This window comes from Albidovulum marisflavi (assembly GCF_025751435.1).
Classification (GTDB): Bacteria; Pseudomonadota; Alphaproteobacteria; order Rhodobacterales; family Rhodobacteraceae; genus Albidovulum; species Albidovulum marisflavi.
Map to the genome: position 1 here is coordinate 263,046 of NZ_JAOWKY010000002.1, position 17,799 is coordinate 280,844.

At 64.0% G+C, this 17,799-nt stretch carries 17 protein-coding genes and 3 tRNA genes; 13 read left to right on the forward strand and 7 right to left on the reverse strand.

The genetic code is table 11. The annotated features are described in order from the left end of the window. The first annotated feature begins 40 nt into the window (after positions 1–40). The 5 genes from OEW28_RS10130 (at position 41) to OEW28_RS10150 (ending at position 5,172) form a co-directional block, all read left to right on the forward strand. The gene (locus tag OEW28_RS10130; protein ID WP_263734645.1) at positions 41–3,481 is read left to right on the forward strand and encodes a pyruvate carboxylase; all 3,441 of its coding nucleotides are present in this window, start codon (positions 41–43) and stop codon (positions 3,479–3,481) included. 180 nt (positions 3,482–3,661) lie between these two features. Continuing rightward, positions 3,662–3,736, forward strand: a tRNA-Gly gene (locus OEW28_RS10135). A 113-nt stretch (positions 3,737–3,849) separates the two neighbouring features. Next, a tRNA-Gly gene (locus OEW28_RS10140) sits at positions 3,850–3,924 on the forward strand. Positions 3,925–4,206: 282 nt separating this feature from the next. Continuing rightward, positions 4,207–4,455, forward strand: a complete 249-nt coding sequence (locus tag OEW28_RS10145; RefSeq protein ID WP_263734646.1) for a hypothetical protein — start codon at positions 4,207–4,209, stop codon at positions 4,453–4,455. 180 nt (positions 4,456–4,635) lie between these two features. After that, on the forward strand, positions 4,636–5,172 hold the full coding sequence (locus tag OEW28_RS10150) for a hypothetical protein (RefSeq protein WP_263734647.1): 537 nt from the start codon (positions 4,636–4,638) through the stop codon (positions 5,170–5,172). 69 nt (positions 5,173–5,241) lie between these two features. On the opposite strand, the gene OEW28_RS10155 is transcribed toward OEW28_RS10150, so the two are convergent. Further along, positions 5,242–5,892 carry a transglutaminase-like cysteine peptidase gene (locus OEW28_RS10155; RefSeq protein ID WP_263734648.1) on the reverse strand — a complete coding sequence of 217 codons (651 nt, stop codon included), beginning with the start codon at positions 5,890–5,892 and terminating at the stop codon, positions 5,242–5,244. A gap of 219 nt (positions 5,893–6,111) precedes the next feature. Here OEW28_RS10155 and hisB point away from each other — a divergent pair, with 219 nt between their 5' ends. The 3 genes from hisB to hisA all read left to right on the forward strand — a co-directional run bounded on the left by hisB (position 6,112) and on the right by hisA (position 8,153). Then, positions 6,112–6,699, forward strand: coding sequence for an imidazoleglycerol-phosphate dehydratase HisB (hisB, locus tag OEW28_RS10160; protein WP_263734649.1), 588 nt, complete (start codon positions 6,112–6,114; stop codon positions 6,697–6,699). Next, entirely contained in the window at positions 6,696–7,337 is a 642-nt protein-coding gene (gene hisH, locus OEW28_RS10165) for an imidazole glycerol phosphate synthase subunit HisH (RefSeq protein ID WP_263734650.1), read from the forward strand. Before hisB ends, hisH begins: the two co-directional genes overlap by 4 nt. A gap of 99 nt (positions 7,338–7,436) precedes the next feature. Then, positions 7,437–8,153: a 1-(5-phosphoribosyl)-5-[(5-phosphoribosylamino)methylideneamino]imidazole-4-carboxamide isomerase gene (gene hisA, locus OEW28_RS10170; protein WP_263734651.1), complete on the forward strand. Its 717-nt coding sequence runs from the start codon at positions 7,437–7,439 to the stop codon at positions 8,151–8,153. On the opposite strand, the gene OEW28_RS10175 is transcribed toward hisA, so the two are convergent. Further along, on the reverse strand, positions 8,150–9,277 hold the full coding sequence (locus OEW28_RS10175; protein ID WP_263734652.1) for a THUMP domain-containing class I SAM-dependent RNA methyltransferase: 1,128 nt from the start codon (positions 9,275–9,277) through the stop codon (positions 8,150–8,152). The genes hisA and OEW28_RS10175 overlap by 4 nt on opposite strands. 96 nt (positions 9,278–9,373) lie before the next feature. Here OEW28_RS10175 and hisF point away from each other — a divergent pair, with 96 nt between their 5' ends. Both hisF and OEW28_RS10185 read left to right on the forward strand, forming a co-directional pair. After that, positions 9,374–10,135, forward strand: a complete 762-nt coding sequence (gene hisF, locus OEW28_RS10180) for an imidazole glycerol phosphate synthase subunit HisF (protein ID WP_263734653.1) — start codon at positions 9,374–9,376, stop codon at positions 10,133–10,135. Continuing rightward, positions 10,132–10,443, forward strand: a complete 312-nt coding sequence (locus OEW28_RS10185) for a phosphoribosyl-ATP diphosphatase (RefSeq protein WP_263734654.1) — start codon at positions 10,132–10,134, stop codon at positions 10,441–10,443. The genes hisF and OEW28_RS10185 overlap by 4 nt, the downstream gene beginning before the upstream one ends. Before the next feature lie 44 nt (positions 10,444–10,487). Here the strand turns inward: OEW28_RS10185 and OEW28_RS10190 are convergent, their stop codons facing one another. The 3 genes from OEW28_RS10190 to rlmB form a co-directional block, all read right to left on the reverse strand. After that, entirely contained in the window at positions 10,488–10,964 is a 477-nt protein-coding gene (locus OEW28_RS10190) for a CoA-binding protein (protein WP_263734655.1), read from the reverse strand. Positions 10,965–11,127: 163 nt separating this feature from the next. Next, positions 11,128–11,589 carry a YHS domain-containing (seleno)protein gene (locus OEW28_RS10195; RefSeq protein ID WP_263734656.1) on the reverse strand — a complete coding sequence of 154 codons (462 nt, stop codon included), beginning with the start codon at positions 11,587–11,589 and terminating at the stop codon, positions 11,128–11,130. 116 nt (positions 11,590–11,705) lie between these two features. Continuing rightward, a complete protein-coding gene (gene rlmB / locus OEW28_RS10200) occupies positions 11,706–12,503 on the reverse strand; it encodes a 23S rRNA (guanosine(2251)-2'-O)-methyltransferase RlmB (RefSeq protein ID WP_263734657.1) in 798 nt (265 codons plus the stop codon). 138 nt (positions 12,504–12,641) lie between these two features. On the opposite strand from rlmB, the gene OEW28_RS10205 reads away from it, so the two are divergent. Continuing rightward, a tRNA-Tyr gene (locus OEW28_RS10205) sits at positions 12,642–12,725 on the forward strand. A 207-nt stretch (positions 12,726–12,932) separates the two neighbouring features. Here the strand turns inward: OEW28_RS10205 and uvrB are convergent. Continuing rightward, positions 12,933–15,110 (reverse strand): excinuclease ABC subunit UvrB, encoded by a 2,178-nt coding sequence (gene uvrB, locus OEW28_RS10210; RefSeq protein ID WP_318527524.1) that lies wholly within the window; start codon positions 15,108–15,110, stop codon positions 12,933–12,935. Between the two features lie 180 nt (positions 15,111–15,290). On the opposite strand from uvrB, the gene OEW28_RS10215 reads away from it, so the two are divergent. Further along, positions 15,291–15,602: an ETC complex I subunit gene (locus OEW28_RS10215; protein ID WP_263734658.1), complete on the forward strand. Its 312-nt coding sequence runs from the start codon at positions 15,291–15,293 to the stop codon at positions 15,600–15,602. 29 nt (positions 15,603–15,631) lie between these two features. Here OEW28_RS10215 and OEW28_RS10220 read toward each other — a convergent pair whose 3' ends face one another. Then, positions 15,632–17,095, reverse strand: coding sequence for a LuxR C-terminal-related transcriptional regulator (locus tag OEW28_RS10220; RefSeq protein ID WP_263734659.1), 1,464 nt, complete (start codon positions 17,093–17,095; stop codon positions 15,632–15,634). A gap of 155 nt (positions 17,096–17,250) precedes the next feature. Here OEW28_RS10220 and OEW28_RS10225 point away from each other — a divergent pair, with 155 nt between their 5' ends. Next, the gene (locus OEW28_RS10225) at positions 17,251–17,664 is read left to right on the forward strand and encodes an ester cyclase (RefSeq protein WP_263734660.1); all 414 of its coding nucleotides are present in this window, start codon (positions 17,251–17,253) and stop codon (positions 17,662–17,664) included. Positions 17,665–17,799 lie beyond the last annotated feature (135 nt).

Below are 17,799 nucleotides of genomic sequence, written 5' to 3' on the forward strand. Positions count from 1 at the left end.
GCAAGCCTAAAGTCCGCGCCGTCGTTTGGGAGGACCGCCTATGACCGAGTTCAAAAAGATCCTTGTCGCCAACCGGGGCGAAATCGCGATCCGCGTGATGCGGGCAGCGACAGAACTGGGCAAGAAGACCGTGGCGGTCTATGCGGAGGAGGACAAGCTGTCGCTTCACCGCTTCAAGGCGGACGAGGCCTACCGCATCGGCGCGGGGCTGGGGCCTGTCGCAGCCTACCTGTCGATCCCGGAAATCATCCGCGTCGCCAAGGAATGCGGCGCCGACGCGATCCACCCGGGCTACGGGCTTCTGTCGGAAAACCCCGACTTCGTGGAAGCCTGCGCGGCGAACGGCATCACCTTCATCGGCCCCAAGGCCGAAACCATGCGCGCCCTTGGCGACAAGGCCAGCGCGCGGCGCGTGGCTGTCGCCGCGGGCGTTCCGGTGATCCCCGCGACCGAAGTGCTGGGCGACGACTTCGACGCGATCAAGAAGGAAGCGGCCGAGATCGGCTATCCCCTGATGCTCAAGGCAAGCTGGGGCGGTGGCGGTCGCGGCATGCGCCCGATCAACGGCCCCGACGAGGTAATCGAAAAGGTCCGCGAGGGCCGGCGCGAGGCCGAGGCCGCCTTTGGCAACGGCGAGGGTTATCTGGAAAAGATGATCACCCGCGCCCGCCACGTCGAGGTGCAGATTCTGGGCGACAGCCACGGCAATATCTTCCATCTCTTCGAACGCGACTGCACCGTTCAGCGCCGCAACCAGAAGGTCGTCGAACGCGCGCCCGCCCCCTACCTGAGCGAGGCGCAGCGCGCCGAGATCTGCGAGCTTGGCCGCCGGATCTGCGCCCATGTGAACTACGAATGCGCGGGCACCGTAGAATTCCTGATGGATATGGAGTCGGGCAAGTTCTACTTCATCGAGGTGAACCCCCGCGTCCAGGTCGAACACACCGTCACCGAAGAGGTGACCGGCATCGACATCGTCCAGGCGCAGATCAAGATCGCCGAGGGCAAGACGCTTGCCGAGGCGACGGGCGTTTCCCGGCAGGAGGATATCGTGCTGAAGGGCCACGCGCTTCAGTGCCGCGTGACGACCGAGGATCCCCAGAACAACTTCATCCCGGATTACGGCCGCATCACCGCCTACCGTTCCGCGACCGGCATGGGCATCCGCCTTGACGGCGGCACGGCCTATGCAGGCGGCGTCATCACGCGCTACTACGACTCCCTTCTGGTGAAGGTCACCGCTTGGGCGCCGACACCGGAACAGGCAATCGCCCGCATGGACCGCGCGCTGCGCGAATTCCGGATCCGCGGCGTCTCCACGAACATCGCCTTCGTCGAGAACCTGCTCAAGCACCCGACCTTCCTCGACAACACCTACACGACGAAGTTCATCGACACGACGCCCGAACTGTTCCAGTTCAAGAAGCGCCGTGACCGCGCGACCAAGATCCTGACCTACATCGCCGACATCACGGTGAACGGGCACCCCGAAACCGCCGGACGCCCGAAGCCCCCGGCCGAAGCGCGCGGACCGAAGGTCCCCGTGCTGAGGGCCGAGCCCGCCAAGGGTACGCGCAACCTGCTTGAGGAAAAGGGCCCGCAGGCCGTGGCCGACTGGATGGCCAGCCAGAAGAAGCTTCTGCTGACCGACACGACCATGCGCGACGGGCACCAGAGCCTTCTGGCAACGCGCATGCGCTCGATCGACATGATCAAGATCGCGCCGACCTATGCCGCGAACCTGCCCGAGCTGTTCAGCGTCGAGTGCTGGGGCGGCGCGACGTTCGACGTCGCCTACCGCTTCCTTCAGGAATGTCCCTGGCAGCGCCTGCGCGACCTGCGCAAGGCCATGCCGAACCTGATGACGCAGATGCTGCTGCGCGCCTCGAACGGCGTGGGCTACACCAACTATCCCGACAACGTGGTGCAGGAATTCGTCCGACAAGCGGCCACGACCGGCATCGACGTGTTCCGCGTCTTCGACAGCCTGAACTGGGTCGAGAACATGCGCGTCGCGATGGATGCGGTGATCGAGAACAACAAGGTTTGCGAAGCCGCCATCTGCTACACAGGCGACATCCTGAACCCGGACCGGGCCAAGTATGACCTGAACTACTATGTCGACATGGGCAAGGCCTTGCGCGACGCGGGCGCACATGTGCTTGGGCTCAAGGACATGGCGGGGCTTCTGAAGCCCGCCGCAGCGCGCGTCCTGTTCAAAGCGCTGAAGGAAGAGGTTGGCCTTCCGATCCACTTCCACACGCACGACACCTCGGGCATCGCGGGCGCCACGATCCTGGCTGCAGCCGACGCGGGCGTAGCCGCCGTCGACGCAGCGATGGACGCCTTCTCGGGCGGGACATCGCAGCCCTGCCTCGGCTCCATCGTCGAGGCGATGGCCCACACCGACCGCGACACCGGGATCGACATTTCCGCGATCCGCGAGATTTCGAACTACTGGGAAGCGGTTCGCCACCAGTACCGCGCCTTCGAATCCGGGCTGGAGGCGCCCGCGTCCGAGGTCTACCTGCACGAAATGCCGGGCGGTCAGTTCACCAACCTCAAGGCGCAGGCACGGTCGCTGGGCCTTGAAGAACGCTGGCACGAGGTCGCACAGGCCTATGCCGACGCGAACCAGATGTTCGGCGATATCGTGAAGGTCACGCCCTCGTCGAAGGTCGTGGGCGACATGGCGCTGATGATGGTCGCGCAGAACCTCACCCGCAAACAGGTCGAGGATCCCGCGGTCGACGTGGCCTTCCCCGACTCGGTCGTCGACATGATGCGCGGCAACCTGGGCCAGCCGCCGGGCGGCTTCCCCGATGGCATTGTCAGGAAGGTGCTCAAGGGCGAGACACCCAACACCGAGCGTCCGGGCAAGCACCTGCCGCCCGTCGACCTTGAGGCGGTCCGCCGCAGCGTGTCGAAAGAGCTGCTGGGCTTCGCCGTCGATGACGAGGATCTGAACGGCTACCTGATGTATCCCAAGGTCTTCCTGGACTACATGGGACGCCATCGCCTCTACGGACCCGTCCGGACGCTGCCGACGCGCACATTCTTCTATGGCATGCAGCCGGGCGAAGAGATCACCGCCGAGATCGACCCCGGCAAGACACTGGAGATCCGGCTTCAGACCGTTGGCGACACCGACGCGCAGGGGGAGGTCAAGGTGTTCTTCGAACTCAACGGCCAGCCCCGCGTGATCCGGGTTCCGAACCGGCTGGTCAAGTCGAAGACCGTCGCGAAGCCCAAGGCACAGGACGGCAACGCCAACCACATCGGTGCGCCGATGCCCGGCTCGGTCGCCTCTGTCGCCGTCACCGCGGGCCAGAAGGTCAACGCAGGCGACCTGCTGCTTACGATCGAGGCGATGAAGATGGAAACCGGTATCCACGCGGAACGCGCCGCGACCGTCAAGGCCGTGCTGGTGCAGGCCGGCAGCCAGATCGAAGCCAAGGACCTGCTTATCGAGCTGGAGTGAGGCCGCCCGCGCACCCGGCGGCGCCCCGTTGGCAGGCGTTTCCAGTAGCACAAGACGAAGGGGCGGACGATGGTCCGCCCCTTCTGCCTTTCCGGGGCCCGCGCGAAAATTTATCGCCCTTCCCTTCGTTTTCCCCCTTGCACGCCCCCCCCGAAGTTTATAAATCGCCCTCCACGGAGTGCGGGCGTAGCTCAGGGGTAGAGCATAACCTTGCCAAGGTTAGGGTCGTGAGTTCGAATCTCATCGCCCGCTCCAAACAAACAAGGCACCTTCGGGTGCCTTTTTGTTTTTCGGGACAAGACCATGAAAAAACGCGCGAATTCGCCTTGCGCTCAGCTGGCGGCGGCGCTATCAGATCGTCACGGAGCGCGGGCGTAGCTCAGGGGTAGAGCATAACCTTGCCAAGGTTAGGGTCGTGAGTTCGAATCTCATCGCCCGCTCCAAATCTTCCCAAATATGAAGATCCGACGATCCGGAAGGACACTGACCCGAGCGGTGTCGTCATTTCTCAATTGTGTCTTTTTAATGTCTTCGCGACAGATTGTTGCCGTATGGATCGGCATTATTCGTCGCTTTCGCCTTATTCTTGACATTGTTGGTGCGTTCAGGCGTCCTCATGTTGGTGCATAGCTGCACAAACTAGCGGCTATGCTGCGGAGTTTGTGAGTATGAGTGCAGTTGTAAGAGCCAAAACCGCTGTCCTTCGGCCACTCCTGGTCGCGATCATGGCGACTTCCATGGTCTCTGGCGCGCAGGCATCGCTTCCGGATCAGACCGTCACCGACCAGGGACTTCAGCTGCTGTGCCAGGGCGCAGCCCTTTCCTCGGCAGAGATCGACGCGCTCAGAAAGTCCGCGATATTTGCGGATGTCATTGAATTCACTTTGGAATACTGCCCCGAGGTTGCCGCCCTCCTGACGGACGGAGCAACCTCGGTCCTACCCGGCAGCGCGCCCGCAGCTGCAGGAAAGTAAGGTGGGCGCGACGCGCCGAGATGCCGGAACGAAGGATAGAGACGAGAGAGGATACCCTAATGGTCACTTTTTGGACACAATTTAGACGTATTCTTGACACGACCCCGCTTGTCCGGGGCAGACTGAACGAAGTTACGGGCCGTGCAACGGGCACAGCCCGATGGTGTGGGGAGTAATGTGATGACTATCAGGACCGGAACCATGCTGTTCACGGCACTGGTTCTTTCGACGGCCACTTCGGCCTCGCTTTACGCGACGAGCAGCTCCGCTGCGATACGCAATATCTCGATGTCCAAAGATTTCTTGTATGAACTTTGCGCGCGGACGGAATTCAGACGCAGCGAACTGACGCAAATCCAGAGAAGCGAGTATTTCGCGGACCTTCTTGAATACACGCTTGAGAACTGCCCGGCGGTGGCGGCTGTCCTGACCAACGGGGCAACAGCGGCGATCACGCCGACGACGACTGACGGCGATGGAACGCCACCATCGCCCGCCCCCGATCCCGATCCGGGCACCGATCCTGATCCGGGAACAGATCCCGATCCGGGCACCGATCCCGATCCGGGAACCGATCCTGATCCCGGAACGGATCCCGACCCGGGAACCGATCCTGAAGATCCGGGCAAGGATAACAACGGCCTTGGCAATGGCGACGAGGGCGGCTGCAAGGGTGGCGGCTGCGAAGATGCCGGCAATCCTGGCCATAACCGCTAACGGCTGATCTGCGGTTCGTCAGCAAGGGGAACCCGGTGCAATTGTTGCCGGGTTTCCTTTGCTGGCATCTCAGGTGCTCTGACGCTCGAACATGCCGCCGGCGAACACTGCCTGCCAGCGCGAGGGCGCGTTGGGATCCTGCATCCGCAGGAAGGTGTATCCGGTGTCCTTCCATCCGCTGATGCGATTGCGCAGGTTGTCCAGGACGAAATCCCCCGCGTCGGTCCGCAAGACCAGCACCGCGTGAAGCTCTTTCTTCCGGTTCAGCGCCGTGGCGATCAGAAGCCGCGCCGGGGACACCCCCGCCTCGATCAGGGCCATCTTCTTGGCCAGCGCGAAATCTTCGCAGTCACCGCCACGTGCCGCGGTCGGCAGCGCCCAGAACTCTTCCGTTCCATACTGACGGCGATCCGTGACCTGGCGATAGCGGCGATTGACCTTGGTGTTGACGTCTTGCGCAAGCGCCAGAAGCGTCTTGGCGCTCATCCGATCGTCGCGGCCAGTGGCGCAAGCCCACTGATAGCGGTCGCAGACATCACCAAATCCCGTGGGTGCTGAAATGGCCTTGCGCGCGCTCAGAACTCCGTTTTCCGCCGCCACCGCCGGCATCGCACCTTGTACGCCGATGGCGCACGCCAAAGCCGCGGCAACGGCCAGCCTTGCAGCCGCGCGACCCGCTGGCGCGCGCGCATGTTCGGTCCCGTTTCTGGAAAGACGCATCCGCATCGGCAGCCTCATCTTTTGTCCCCACGAAAGAGGAAGCCTCTGGTGCGTGGCGAAAATTGGTCCGCAAGGTGTCTTTTCTGCGAATGACGAACAGTTGCGGGCTTGGATTTCCGATTTGGAAACGCTGGTCAGGTATGAAGCGGCCTAACCAACGCTTGGCGCGGAGGGAAGTCCTGCCTATAAGGCGCGCAAGATCACGAGCGGGGGATCGCCATGCGTAAGGCCAAGATCACGCGGAATACTGCCGAAACGGAAATCAGCGTGTCGCTGAACCTCGACGGGACGGGTGAGTATTCGAATGAAACCGGCGTCGGTTTCTTTGACCACATGCTGGACCAGCTTTCGCGCCATTCGCTTATCGACCTTTCAGTGCGCGCCAAGGGCGACCTGCACATCGACGACCACCACACTGTCGAGGACACCGGCATCGCCATCGGGCAGGCTCTGGCGAAGGCGCTTGGCGACAAGCGTGGCATCCGCCGCTACGGCCATTTCGCGCTGGCCATGGACGACGCGAAGGTCGACTGCGCGCTTGACCTGTCGGGACGGCCCTACCTGGTGTGGAACCTCGAGATGCCGACGGCCAAGATCGGCACCTTCGACACCGAACTGGTGCGCGAGTTCTTTCAGGCGCTGTCGACCCATGGCGGCATCACGCTGAACGTAGACAAGATCCACGGCCTTAACAGCCACCACATCGCGGAAGCGGCCTTCAAGGCGGTCGCGCGGGCGTTGCGGATGGCGGTCGAACCCGACCCCCGCATGGGCGGCGCGCTTCCCTCCACCAAAGGTGCGCTGTGAGCCTGACGGTCCTTGTCGACTACGATAGCGGAAACCTTCATTCCGCCGAAAAGGCGTTTCAGCGGATGGCCGCGGAAACCGGCGCCGGCGCTGTGATCGTATCATCGCGCCCCGAGGACGTGGCCCGCGCCGACCGGATCGTTCTGCCTGGCGATGGCGCCTTTCCGTCCTGCCGGGAGGCGCTGACCCGCTTCACCGGCCTGTTTGAAGCGATCGAGGACGCGGTCACCCGTAACGGCCGCCCCTTCCTGGGTATCTGCATCGGCATGCAGATGCTGGCGACCTGGGGGCGGGAATACCGAGATACCCGAGGCTTCGGCTGGATACCGGGCGAGGTCGTCCGGATCACGCCCTCGGACCCAGCCATGAAGGTGCCGCACATGGGTTGGAACGATCTGGTGATAGATCACCCGCACCCGGTGCTTGAAGGGATCGCGACGGGCCAGCACGCTTACTTCGTCCACTCCTACCACTTCAAGGTGGACGACACTGCGCACCGCCTTGCGCATGTCGATTACGGCGGCGACATCACCGCCATCGTCGGGCGCGACAACATGGTCGGCGCGCAATTCCACCCGGAAAAAAGCCAGGCCGTCGGGCTGAAGCTTATCGCCAACTTCCTGAACTGGCGGCCCTAAGCTGCGGCTTGGACTGCGGGCGAGCTGCGGCGGTCAAGCGCCTCTTTCCATCGACCTCCCCCTGTGGCATGAGCCCGCCAAGACCTGACGGAGAAAGCCATGATCCTGTATCCCGCCATCGACCTGAAAGACGGCCAATGCGTGCGGCTTCTGCACGGAGAAATGGACAAGGCCACCGTCTTTGGCGACGATCCCGCCGCGCAGGCCGCGAAGTTCCAGGAGGCCGGCTGCGAGTGGATCCACCTGGTCGACCTGAACGGCGCATTCGCCGGTCAGCCCGTCAACGCCGCGGCGGTCGAGGCTATTCTTTCGCGCGTGACCGTTCCCTGCCAGTTGGGCGGCGGCATCCGGGACATGGCGACGATCTCGACCTGGCTCGAGAAAGGGCTGGCGCGCGTGATCCTTGGAACCGTCGCGGTTGAAAACCCGGACCTAGTGCGCGAAGCGGCGCGTGCCTTCCCGGGCAAGATCGCGGTCGGCATCGACGCGCGCGGCGGCCGCGTGGCGACAAAGGGCTGGGCCGAAGAGACCAACGTTCTGGTCACCGACCTTGCGAGAAGCTTTGAGGACGCGGGCGTGGCCGCGATCATCTACACCGACATCATGCGCGACGGCGCAATGAAGGGTCCCAACATCGCGGCGACCGAGGCGCTGGCCCGCGCCGTCACGATCCCCGTCATCGCCTCGGGCGGCGTGTCGTCTCTGGATGACCTGATTGCGCTGCGCGACACGGGCGTCATCGCTGGGGCGATATCGGGACGAGCGCTTTATGACGGCGCGATCGATCTGGGACAGGCGATCGCGGCGTTGCGCTAACCCAAGGCCCCTGTCTTCCAAAGCCTGACCTTGATCCCGCCGTGCGGGATCTCTGGCCCCGGCGCGACGAAGGGTAGCCCCGTCGCCTTGGCCAGCCCCGCGTCCGATGTGACAAGCCCCACGCGCCAGCCAGCGAACCGCTCTTTAAGGACGCTTCCAAGGGCTGCGTAAAGCCCGAAAAGCAGGTTCCGGTTGCCGCCGATCCGCGCCCCATAGGGCGGGTTGACCATCACGAGGCCGGGTGGGCCATCGGGACGAACCAGATCGCTGACGGGATGGCAGGCGAAGGTGCAGAATTCAGCCACCCCTGCCCTTTCGGCATTGTCCTTCGACATGCGCACCGCGCCCGCGTCGCGGTCCGACCCATGGAAACGCACGGCGGGCCGTTTCGGCCCTGTCGCCGCCTTCATGGTAGCCCAGGCGCCCGCATCGAAGCCCTCGAAACCCTCGAACGCGAAGGCGCGGCTTCGCCCCGGCATCAGGCCCGCCGCGATCTCTGCTGCCTCGATCACGAAGGTGCCCGATCCGCACATCGGATCAAGGACCGGCTCCGCCCCCATATAGCCGCAGTCGCGCAGGAACATCGCCGCCATGGTTTCACGCAGCGGCGCCTTGTTCACGGCCACCTTGTGTCCGCGTCGGTGCAGAGGCTCGCCCGAGGTGTCCAGCGAAAAGGTCACCAGGTCATCCTCGATCCGTGCCATGATCCGGATCGCCGCCTCGCCGTCCTCGGCCTCGCGCGCGCCCACCGACTCAAAGATCGCCCGCACGATCCGCTGGGTCGCAGCCCCTGCGTGGTAGATCTTGGAGCGGCGGCAGGTTGCCTCGACCTTTACCGGCAGATCTGGGCGCAGGAAATTCGCCCACGGAAACCGCCGCGCGCGCTTGTCAAGCTGCGCCAGGTGAAACGCCCGGAACCCGCCGATACGCACCAGCACGCGGCTTGCACCGCGAAGGGTCAGGTTGGCGCGCCAGACCTCGGACCAGCCGCCGCGGCAGGTCACGCCACCGGGGCTTTCCTCGATGCCTGAAAAGCCCGCCTCGCGCGCCTCCGAGGCCAGAAGCGGCTCAAAACCCGGCAGGGCGGCAAGGAAGATCTCGTAAGGGGCGTTCGCAGGTTCCATACGCCGGCCATAGCGTGATTTCCCGGCAGGCGCGAGGGGGCGAAGACTTGGCGCGACCCGCGATCCGGTCTAGACACGGCAGCGAAAGGACCGCCCATGCTGAAAACCCGCATCATCCCCTGCCTTGACGTGGCTGATGGCCGCGTGGTCAAGGGCGTAAACTTCGTCGACCTGATCGACGCGGGCGACCCGGTCGAGGCGGCGAAGGCCTATGACGCGGCGGGCGCGGACGAACTTTGCTTTCTGGACATCCACGCGACGCATGAAAACCGCGGCACGATGTTCGACCTTGTCACCCGCACGGCCGAACAATGCTACATCCCCCTGACCGTGGGTGGCGGCGTGCGCAGCCACGAGGACGTGCGCGCACTGCTTCTGGCCGGGGCAGACAAGGTCAGCTTCAACTCCGCCGCCGTCGCGGACCCCGACGTCGTGGCCGAGGCCGCGGACCGCTTCGGGTCGCAGTGCATCGTCGTGGCGATCGACGCCAAGACCGTCGAACCCGGACGTTGGGAAATCTTCACCCACGGCGGACGCAAATCCACCGGCATCGACGCGGTCGAGTTCGCGCGAACGGTCGCGGCCAAGGGGGCGGGGGAAATCCTGCTGACCTCGATGGATCGCGACGGCACGCGCGCGGGCTTCAACCTGCCCCTGACCCGCGCCATCGCCGATTCGGTCGACCTGCCGGTGATCGCCTCGGGCGGCGTCGGAACGCTTGATCACCTGGTCGAAGGCGTGACCGAGGGCCATGCCTCGGCCGTCCTCGCCGCATCCATCTTCCACTTCGGCACCCACACCATCCGCGAGGCCAAGGAACACATGGCCCGCGCCGGCATCCCGATGAGGCTGGAATGACACCGCTAGATCGCCTTGCTACCACCATCGCCGCCCGAAAGGGCGCCGATCCCGAAAGCTCCTGGACCGCCAAGCTTCTGGCCAAGGGGCCCGAGAAATGCGCCGAGAAATTCGGCGAAGAGGCAGTCGAAGCCATCATCGAGGCGGTCAAGGGCGACCGCGCGCGCCTGACGGCTGAGGCGGCGGATGTCCTTTACCATCTCCTCGTCATGCTCGCCGCACGCGATGTCACGCTTCAGGACGTCGAGGCGGAACTGGCGCGGCGCGAAGGCACATCTGGCATTGCGGAAAAGGCCTCGCGCGGCTGACTGTGCCGCTCACGGGGGCCATGTCTCCTTGGTCAGCGATCCTATCAGAGCTTTGACGAAATCACCCCGGTCGCGAAACCACCCTTGCGGAGTTCCCCGAACAGTCGCTGATATTCGATCTTGGGGCAACGGTTCTGAATTACGCGAATGCCACGCGCCTCGGCCATGGCGGCGGCCTCGGGGTTTTCCACGCCGATCTGCATCCAGATGACCTTCAGGTGCGGCAGGGTGTACAGGGCTTCCTCGACGATCGCGGGCACGGCGTCCGACCGCCGAAAGATGTCGACCATATCGACCCGGGCCACCTTGGGGATCGAGCTCAGGTCGGCGCGAATCGTTTCGCCCAGCACGGTTTCCCCGTCATGGCCGGGATTGACGGGAATCACCCGGTATCCCCGCAACCCAAGATAGCGCGCGACGAAGTACGACGGCCGCACCGGGTTCGGAGAAAAGCCCACGACCGCAACGGTTCGCACCATTTTCAGCGTCTGGGAAAGAAAGGCGTCGGAATAATCTGGCATAACGTACCCCTGCCAGAAAAAGGCGCCCGATCCAAGGGGCCGGGCGCCAGTCGCGGAACGAGGGACAGTGAACTGAAGCTCGGCAGTTCCGGTGCCGTGCCTCTGTAGATCTATATTGGCATGTTGAAGGCTTTATGAAAGCCCCATCGCCATAATGTGATCGTCAGCGTCCGATCACGGCCGGCCAATGGGAATCGGCATGCGCGATATTTGCCTCCAGATCCTCGCGCCACAGCGACAGCGCCTCGAGGCTGCGGTTGAGGTAAAGCTTCCCGTCGAGCACCATGAAAGCCCAAGGCATCGAAGACGCGATTCCACCCTTTGAGACCGCGTAGGCGCAGTAGCCCCCGTACTGGGGCGCGAAGGCTGCCGGGTTCATCTCGAACTCCATCAGCGCTTCGGCGGACGCAAAGCGCCACATGGCGCCATGCCACATGATTTCGAACTCTTCAGATCCCAGAACCGGCCGGCCCTCGGAAAAATAGGCGACAACATCGTAACCGCCCAGGGCAATGCCGTCGGGTGCGAAGATCACCGGTTCCTGCGCCAGGGCGGGCCGCAAGATCGTGCCGGCGACCGGAATGGTGACGGCGGCCGCCAAGAGGGCGCGACGGCTGAAGCGCATCTATCTCTCCGTAGTGATTGGGCCCCGACGGATCAGGGTTGTCGCGTCACAAGATGCCACTGCGCGAACGCCTTGAAAACCACGCTCCCGAAACCGTGAAGGCCGGTGCGCGTTCGTTACCGATTGCGTGCGGCGTAAAGGGATATCGCCGCAGCGTTCGAAACATTGAGCGACCCGAACCCGCCCGCGAAGGGGATCTTGACCAGCGCGTCGCAGGTTTCGCGCGTCTTGTCCCGAAGACCCGGCCCCTCTGCGCCCAGGACCAGGCCGACCGGCTTGCCCTCCAGATCGGATAAGGCCCCGGCCAGCGTGGTCTCTGCCTCACCGTCCAACCCCAGAAGGACATAGCCCATGTCCTTCAAGGCCACCATCGCATCGGCCAGGTTGGCCACGCGCACATAGGGCTGACGCTCAAGCGCGCCGCTTGCCGTCTTGGCAAGGGCCCCGGTCTCCGGCGCGGAATGGCGGTGCGGGGCGATGACCGCACGCGCGCCGAAGACCTCGGCCGAACGAAGAATGGCGCCGACGTTGTGCGGGTCCGTCACACGGTCCAGAAGCACCACCAGCGGTGCGTCACGGCCTGGCGCGCAGATGTCGGCAACCTTGCCCCAATCCAGCGGCCGAACCTCAAGCGCGGCGCCCTGGTGCACGCTTTCCGCGTCGATGGGAACATGGCTGTCGAAGCTGCGGGCATCGACGATCTCTGGCGCCAGGCCCGAAGCCGCCACGGCATCGCCCAGTCGGTCGGCGGCATTCTTGGTCAGCACCAGGCGAAGCTTGTCGCGCATCGGGTTGCCCAGAGCGTCGCGCACCGCGTGCAGGCCGAAAAGCCAGACCGTCTCGGCGGCGGAGGCCCGGCGAGAGCGTTCCTTCTCGATCACCCACTTGGGTTTCTTGGTCTTCTGTCCGGCCATGTCGGTCCCCTTTCGACCCGCTCTGACATGCCCCGCAACGGGTGGCAAGCCTTTGCACGCGCAAGCCCCATTTTGCAGTTGACGCCCAGCGGACGGGGCGGTATCCACCGCCTCGCGTCGGGTCAAGCATCCGGCTGCGGGCGACGAGCTGCAAGGTGCGGCAGCGGACTGTAACTCCGCCGGGGAGACCCACGCCTGGTTCGATTCCAGGGTCGCCCACCATATCTTCCACGATCAGCAACTTTGTACGCGACAGGATCGCCCGACGAACGAGCGTGTGCGCTCGCACACTTGCGGTTGCGGTCTTCGGGCGATGAGCAGCTGCCTAAGCCTCCCGCAACCGCGCGGTCAAAGTCCGAACGCATGAGTCCGCGAATTCCGCGGCCGCGGTCCGCCCGAAGCGGTTCTGGCTGGTCTCGATGTAATCGCTCACCCCCGCCTCCGCTTGCCCCCCCTCTGCCCCGCCCGCCCGGCGGTCGAACGGCCGGAGGATTTGACGGCGGCCTCCACCGCCTCGTCCACGGCGGACTGGCGGGCGAGAGGATCATCGGCGACGGCAAGCTCGACGGCCTCAAGCCGCTTGATCTCGTCACGCAGCCTCGCGGCCTCTTCGAACTCCAGGTTCTCGGCGGCCTTGCGCATCTGCAGGCGCAGCGCGTCCAGATGGGCGGCAAGGTTCGCACCCGCCATCGGCCGCTCCACCTTGGCCGTCACGCGGGACTGGTCGGTGTCGCCCTTGTAGAGCCCCGCCAGGATATCCTCGACGTTCTTCTTCACCGTCGCCGGCGTGATCCCGTGTTCAAGGTTGTAGGCGATCTGCTTTTCCCGCCGCCGATTGGTTTCGGCAAGGGCACGCTCCATGCTGCCTGTGATGCGGTCGGCATACATGATGACGCGGCCATCGGCGTTGCGCGCTGCCCGCCCGATCGTCTGGATCAAAGAGGTCTCCGAACGCAGGAACCCCTCCTTGTCCGCGTCCAGAATTGCGACCAGGCCGCACTCGGGAATATCCAACCCCTCGCGAAGCAGGTTGATGCCCACCAGCACATCGAAGGCGCCAAGGCGCAAATCGCGCAGGATCTCGATCCGTTCGATCGTGTCGATGTCGGAATGCATGTAGCGGACCCGGATGCCCTGCTCGTGCATGTATTCCGTCAGATCCTCGGCCATGCGCTTGGTCAGGGTGGTTACAAGGGTCCGATAGCCCTTGGCGGCGACCTTGCGCACTTCGTCCAGAAGGTCGTCCACCTGGGTTTCGACGGGCCGGATCTCGACCTCAGGGTCCAGCAGGCCGGTGGGTCGGATCACCTGTTCGGTGAAGACGCCGCCCGCCTGCTCAAGTTCCCACGCCGCCGGGGTGGCGGAAACGAAGACCGATTGCGGGCGCATCGCGTCCCATTCCTCGAACTTCAGCGGGCGGTTGTCCATGCAGGACGGCAGCCGGAATCCGTGTTCTGCCAGCGTGTACTTGCGGCGGTAGTCGCCCCGGTACATGCCCCCGATCTGCGGGACGGAAACGTGGCTTTCGTCGGCGAAGACGATCGCGTGATCTGGGATGAATTCGAAGAGCGTGGGCGGCGGCTCGCCCGGTGCGCGGCCAGTCAGGTAGCGCGAATAGTTCTCGATCCCGTTGCAGACACCCGTGGCCTCCAGCATCTCGAGGTCGAAGTTGCAGCGTTGCTCAAGCCGTTGTGCCTCAAGCAGTTTCCCTTCCTCGGTCAGCTGCTTCAGCCGCAGGGTCAGTTCCTTGCGAATGCCGATGATCGCCTGCTGCAGCGTGGGTCGCGGGGTCACGTAGTGGCTGTTCGCATAGATGCGGATCTTGTCGAAGCTGTCGGTCTTCGATCCCGTCAGGGGATCGAATTCGGTGATCGCCTCAAGTTCCTCTCCGAAGAAGGAAAAGCGCCAGGCGCGGTCCTCAAGGTGCGCGGGCCACAGGTCCACGGTATCGCCCTTCACGCGGAAGGCGCCCCGCTGGAAGGCCGCGTCCAGACGGCGGTATTGCTGCGCCACCAATTCGGCCAGGAACTTGCGCTGGTCATAGATGCCGCCCACCGCCAGATCCTGCGTCATCGCGGAATAGGTTTCGACCGAACCGATGCCGTAGATGCAGGACACCGAGGCGACGATGATCACGTCGTCCCGCTCCAGCAGCGCCCGAGTGGCCGAGTGGCGCATCCGGTCGATCTGTTCGTTGATCTGGCTTTCCTTCTCGATATAGGTGTCGGTCCGGGGCACATAGGCTTCGGGCTGATAGTAGTCATAGTAACTGACGAAATATTCGACCGCGTTGTCGGGAAAGAAGCCCTTGAACTCGCCGTAAAGTTGGGCCGCCAGCGTCTTGTTGGGGGCAAGGATGATCGCCGGACGTTGGGTTTCCTCGATCACCTTGGCCATCGTGAAGGTCTTGCCGGTACCGGTCGCGCCCAGCAGCACCTGGTCGCGTTCGCCTGAGGTTACGCCTGCGGAGAGTTCCGCGATCGCCGTCGGCTGGTCGCCCGCGGGGGCGAAGTCGGTCTTCATCACGAACCGCCGCCCACCTTCCAGTTTCGGCCGTGTCAGGACCTCGGGTCGGTGCATCGGCATGTTGGTGTTGTTGTGCGGCATGGTCGATTCCCTTCGCGGTCCGACAAAGTTGATCACTTTTTGTTCCGGTTCAAGATGAAGCCCGCGCCGATATCGGTCTCGCAATCACGAACGAACGCGACACGAGGCAAAAGCGCCGCCTGTCCCCCTTGCCTTCGGCGGCAGGTTTCAGGATAAGGAACCTATACCTCGGAGGTCCAAATGCGCGCGCGTATCTATCAGCCGGCCCGCAATGCCATGCAGTCCGGCACGGCGAAAACCAAGGTCTGGATTCTTGAGTTCCCGCAGTCGGAATCGCGCGAGATCGATCCACTGATGGGCTGGACCGGCTCCTCGGACACGCAGGCGCAGGTTCGGCTCCGCTTCGACAGCCGCGAGGCCGCTGAAGCCTATGCGCGCGACAAGGGGATCGACTACACGGTCATCGCGCCGCACAAGCGCGCGCCGAACATCCGCGTGCGTGGCTACGGTGAAAACTTCGCCACCGACCGCAAGAGCGCCTGGACTCACTGACACCCGGCTGGCCGCCGACTTCCCTTATCTCAGCCTTGCGGCGCACTCGCGAATCCCGCGCCACGCAGACGTGTTCGAAGCTCCTGCATCCGATTGTCGGCCAGAGGCAAGCGCTCCGCGTCCAGGATCGTGATCCACGGTAGCGCCTCATGACACGCATCGGCTGCGGCGCGGGCATGCTCGGTTCGGCCCAGCGCCATGTTGCTGGCCGCAAGCACCAGATAGGCGAAATGCCAGCGTGGCATGCGATGGATCGCGTGAGAGGCCCATTCGATCGCCCGGTCGTGGCAGCCGTCGATGTAGTACGCCAGCGAGAGCCCTGAAAAGCAGAAGAAAATGCTTGGGTCCCGCGGGTTCATCTCCATGGCGGTCATGAGGTGCGAAATGGCATCCTCGACCCGTCCCGTAATCACGAGAGCGGTGCCAAGACCGCAGCAGGCGGCCGAGCAGTTCGGGTTAAGCTCAACAGCAGTTTCCAGCGCCGCGATCCCTTCCCCTGGCCGGCGCAGACCCAGGCAGCTGATCCCCAGCGCCCACTGCGCGTATTCGTTGCAGGGGTCCAGCCTCGTGGCGCAACGCGCAAGGGTGTGGGCGGCCTCCATCGCAGGACCTGGGTTCGCCACGAAGCCAAGCAGCGCTGCATGGTGATGGATCAACGACAGCACCATGTTCGCTTCGGCGCTGTCAGGATCCATCGCAAGCGCCCTTTTCAGCAGGATCCTGGCGGATGCGTAGGACTCGGGTGTGAAGTCGTAGAGCAGACGCCAGGACCGCATGGTCAGCTCCCAAACAGTCAGGTCCGGACGGGATTGGCGTTCGACCGGCTCTTCGATCGTGCGGCGCTGGACGGCGGTCTGGATCGATGCAACCACCTGCCGCGTGATCAGGTCCCGCAACTCGAACAGGTCGCGTGTTTGGCCTTGGTACCGGTCGCACCAGACATAGCCGCCGGTCAAACCGTCAATCAACTCTGCGGTGATCCGCACCCGGTCGTCGGCGCGGCACAAGGTGCCTTGCAGGACGAAACGCACGCCAAGCTCTGCCGAGACGCGACGCACGTCAACGCTCTGGCCCTTGTAGGTGTAGGCCGTGTGACGGGCGATGATGAACAGCCAAGGCGAGCGGGACAACGCGGTCACGATGTCCGCAGCGATCCCGTCCGAAAGTATGTCCTGACTGGGGTCGCCCGTCATGTTCTCAAACGGCAGGACAGCGATCGACGGCTTTCCGGATAGCAAGGGCGTGAGGTTTCCCGAACCGCGCTCCGCTTTTGTTTCGATCAGATTGCGCAGCTCCAGCTTGGTCGACACGCCAAGCTTGCGATAGATCCGTGCAAGGTGGGTTCGCACCGTGGAGGGCGCGATGTTCAGCCTTTCCGAGATCATCTGATAGGTATCGCCCTGCGCATAGGCGCGGGCGACCTCGACCTCTCTGGCGCTGAGCAATTTCTCGGGCGACACGATGGCACCGCCGTTTTGGTCGCTAAGGGTCAATCTTGAGCCAGCCTCGGCGTCCTGGCAACCCCTCGCATACCGCAAATGCTTTAGGCAAATACTGCATCATGGCCCTGCAGATTACAGCATCTGCCCGATATGACCAAAGACGCGCCGGGCGCATCCTGTTTCCGTTCGCAAGGGAGGACAGACAGATGACCATCGAAAAGACAGCGCGCGACTTTTTCGAGGCCTGCGAAACGGGCAAGGGTTGGGATGCATGCAAGTCGTATTGCCACGACGACGCGGGCTTTGACTGTCAGGCGGATGCCCTGGCCGACACCAAGACCTTGGCGGGCTATACCGAATGGACGAAGGGGATTCTGGGACCGATACCCGATGGGCACTATGAGCTTACCGCCTTCGCAACCGATGCAGATCGCGGCACCGTCGTCGCCACGGCGGTGTTTCATGGCAAGCAGACCGGACCGGGTGGCCCAGATGTCCCGACAGGCCGGACTGTCGCATCGGACTACGCCTATGTCATCAACTTCGATGGCGACCGGATCCGGCACATGACCAAGATATGGAACGATGCCCAAGCGCTGCGCCAGCTTGGCTGGGCGTGACCGGCCATACATCGCCGCGCCGCGCATCGGCGCCCCCGAAAACTGAGGCTCCGCACCCGCGACCAGAGAAACCGTCGCGCATTGGCGGGCAGCGGAGGTCGGCCGCCGCGGGCCGTGGCCACAAGATGATTGCAG

Coding starts and splice junctions, on each gene's coding strand:
- OEW28_RS10145 (WP_263734646.1), top strand. CDS start 4,207: ATGGCGACTTCCATGGTCTCTGGCGCGCAGGCATCGCTTCCGGATCAG.
- hisB (WP_263734649.1), top strand. CDS start 6,112: ATGCGTAAGGCCAAGATCACGCGGAATACTGCCGAAACGGAAATCAGC.
- OEW28_RS10195 (WP_263734656.1), bottom strand. CDS start 11,589: ATGCGCTTCAGCCGTCGCGCCCTCTTGGCGGCCGCCGTCACCATTCCG.
- uvrB (WP_318527524.1), bottom strand. CDS start 15,110: ATGCCGCACAACAACACCAACATGCCGATGCACCGACCCGAGGTCCTG.
- rlmB (WP_263734657.1), bottom strand. CDS start 12,503: ATGGCCGGACAGAAGACCAAGAAACCCAAGTGGGTGATCGAGAAGGAA.
- OEW28_RS10130 (WP_263734645.1), top strand. CDS start 41: ATGACCGAGTTCAAAAAGATCCTTGTCGCCAACCGGGGCGAAATCGCG.
- hisA (WP_263734651.1), top strand. CDS start 7,437: ATGATCCTGTATCCCGCCATCGACCTGAAAGACGGCCAATGCGTGCGG.
- OEW28_RS10225 (WP_263734660.1), top strand. CDS start 17,251: ATGACCATCGAAAAGACAGCGCGCGACTTTTTCGAGGCCTGCGAAACG.
- OEW28_RS10155 (WP_263734648.1), bottom strand. CDS start 5,892: ATGCGTCTTTCCAGAAACGGGACCGAACATGCGCGCGCGCCAGCGGGT.
- OEW28_RS10190 (WP_263734655.1), bottom strand. CDS start 10,964: ATGCCAGATTATTCCGACGCCTTTCTTTCCCAGACGCTGAAAATGGTG.
- OEW28_RS10150 (WP_263734647.1), top strand. CDS start 4,636: ATGACTATCAGGACCGGAACCATGCTGTTCACGGCACTGGTTCTTTCG.
- hisF (WP_263734653.1), top strand. CDS start 9,374: ATGCTGAAAACCCGCATCATCCCCTGCCTTGACGTGGCTGATGGCCGC.
- OEW28_RS10215 (WP_263734658.1), top strand. CDS start 15,291: ATGCGCGCGCGTATCTATCAGCCGGCCCGCAATGCCATGCAGTCCGGC.
- OEW28_RS10175 (WP_263734652.1), bottom strand. CDS start 9,277: ATGGAACCTGCGAACGCCCCTTACGAGATCTTCCTTGCCGCCCTGCCG.
- OEW28_RS10185 (WP_263734654.1), top strand. CDS start 10,132: ATGACACCGCTAGATCGCCTTGCTACCACCATCGCCGCCCGAAAGGGC.